The following is a 2577-nucleotide window of genomic DNA, read 5'->3' as shown; positions in this document are numbered from 1 at the left end:
GCCCGAACGGCCGCGCAGCTGGTTATCGATCCGGCGGCTTTCGTGACGCTCGGAGGCCAGAACATAAAGCCCCCCTGCGTCGAGCACTTTTTTCTTCTCGTCAGCGTGTTCCGCTTCGATCTTTTCACGGATCGCAACGGGATCGGCATCAGGATCAGCGTCCAGCGCCTCAATCACCTTCAGCTCGACATTGCCGCCCAGCTGAATGTCGGTGCCGCGACCGGCCATGTTTGTCGCGATGGTCACCGCGCCGAACTTGCCCGCATCCGCCACGATCTGCGCTTCCTGCTCGTGCTGGCGCGCGTTCAGAACGTTATGTTTGATGCCCGCTTCGGTCAGCATCTGGCTCAGCATTTCGGATTTCTCGATAGAGGTGGTACCCACCAGAACCGGCTGGCCTATCGCATTGGCTTCTTTGACCTTTTCGATCATCGCCTGATATTTTTCCAGCGCCGAACGATAGACCTGATCGTCTTCGTCCACACGCGCAACCGGCACGTTGGTCGGGACAACGACAACACCCAGCCCGTAAATCTCGGCAAATTCTTCGGCTTCGGTTTCGGCAGTACCCGTCATGCCCGCCAGCTTGTTATAAAGGCGGAAATAGTTCTGGAAAGTGACCGAGGCCAACGTCACGTTTTCGGGCTGGATCTGGCAGCCTTCCTTCGCTTCGATCGCCTGATGCAACCCGTCGGACAGACGACGACCGGACATCATACGCCCGGTGAATTCGTCGATCAGCATCACCTCGCCGTCGCGCACAATGTAATCCTTGTCGCGCTGGAACAGCTTATGCGCCCGCAAACCTTGGTTCACATGGTGCACGATGGTGGTGCTTTCGGGGTCATACATCGTTAACCCTTCTTCCAGCAGGCCGCGGCTGTGCAGCTCTTGCTCGAGGAACTCGTTCCCTTCGTCGGTAAAGGTCACGTTGCGGGTTTTCTCGTCCAGCTCGTAGTGGCTTTCCTGCAGCAGCGGGATCACATCGTCGACGATTTTATACATCTCGGAGCGGTCTTGCGACGGGCCAGAGATAATCAGCGGCGTCCGCGCCTCGTCGATCAGAATACTGTCGACTTCGTCCACGATGGCAAAGTTGTGCTGTTTCTGGAAAATCTGGCTCAGCTCAGACTTCATGTTATCGCGCAGATAATCAAAGCCCAGCTCGTTGTTTGTGGCGTAGGTCACGTCGCAATCATAAGCGGCGCGTTTGTCTTCCTCGGTCATGCCGGACACCGCAGCACCCGTGGTCAGCCCCAGCGAGGCAAAAACCTTGCCCATCCAGTCGGCGTCCCGTTTCACGAGGTACTCGTTCACCGTGACTACATGCACGCCCTTGCCGGTCAGCGCATTGAGGTAAGCGGCCAGCGTCGCGGTCAGGGTTTTACCCTCACCGGTTTTCTGCTCGGAGATATTGCCCTGATGCAGGAAAATCGCCGACATCAACTGCGTGTCAAAGGCGCGCAGACCCAAGGTCCGGCGTGCGCCTTCACGGCAGTTCGCAAAAGCTTCCGGCAGCAGATCATCAAGGCTTTCGCCGTCAATCGCCCGCTTGCGCAGCTCTTCTGTTTTTTGCTTCAGACCGTCATCGGTCAAAGCCAAGAATTCTTCTTCCAGCGCGTTGATCTTTTCAACCAGCGGGCGGGTCGCCTTGATTTTACGGTCGTTTGGGGTCCCAAAGACTTTTTTGGCGAGTGTTCCGATGCCCAGCATGCAATCTCCTGCCGAAGTTATGTTCCAAGGCGTCCATCTGCTTGCCGAGCCGCCGGACAGCCCCTAGATACAAGACTGAACGTGCGCCAAGGCCGCGCCCATAGGGCGATGTAAGGGCCGCACTAAACCGTGTCAATGTAGCAGCCCCTTGTGGCTGCCAAACCAAGGACAGATACATGCAAAAACCTCTCACTTTTCTGGCACCATTCGTGGTGGCAGCTTCGCTCGCCCTGCCCGCTGTTGCGCAGGACGACACTGCCGAAAACACGGATGCGCAGACAGACGTCACCGCTGAAACCGTGGTTGCCACGGTCAATGGCACCGACATCACGATTGGCAGCATGATCATTGCCCGCGCCACCCTGCCCGAACAATATCAACAGCTTCCCCCCGAAGTCCTGTTCAAAGGCATCCTGGATCAGCTCGTGCAGCAGACCGCCCTGTCGCAAGACTTTGACGGCGAAGTGCCAAAGCGGATCGAGATGGCGCTTGAAAACGAACGTCGCCAGCTGATCGCGGGCGAAGTGATCGAGAAAGCAATGGCGCAAGACGTCACCGAGGAAGAGCTGCAAGCCGCCTATGACGAAGCCTACGCCGATGCGGAACCGACCGAGGAATTCAGCGCGTCGCATATTTTGGTAGAGACAGAAGAAGAAGCCCAAGCCGTCAAGAAAGAGCTGGATGAAGGCGCGGATTTTGCCGACTTGGCGAAAGAAAAGTCCACCGGTCCTTCCGGTCCTGCGGGCGGCACTTTGGGTTGGTTTGGGCCCGGCATGATGGTGCCCGCGTTTGAAACCGCCGTTGCCGAGCTTGAAGTCGGCACTGTGTCTGAACCCGTTGAAACCCAGTTCGGCTGGCACGTGA

2 protein-coding genes are annotated in these 2577 nt (G+C 57.5%); one reads left to right on the top strand and one right to left on the bottom strand.

Annotation, left to right across the window (positions count from 1 at the left end; translation table 11 throughout):
- On the bottom strand, nt 1–1713 hold a 1713-nt coding region (gene secA / locus B4F27_RS06520), incomplete at its 3' end, for a preprotein translocase subunit SecA (protein WP_286759203.1).
- A gap of 176 nt (nt 1714–1889) precedes the next feature.
- Here secA and B4F27_RS06515 point away from each other — a divergent pair.
- Nucleotides 1890–2577 (top strand): peptidylprolyl isomerase (locus tag B4F27_RS06515; RefSeq protein ID WP_286759202.1); only part of this gene is annotated, 688 nt, incomplete at its 3' end.

The organism is Sulfitobacter sp. UBA1132, from assembly GCF_002311545.1.
GTDB classification, from domain to species: domain Bacteria; phylum Pseudomonadota; class Alphaproteobacteria; order Rhodobacterales; family Rhodobacteraceae; genus Sulfitobacter; species Sulfitobacter pontiacus.
The sequence above is the reverse complement of the archived record's forward strand: the minus strand, read 5'-3'. Positions and strand labels throughout refer to the sequence as shown.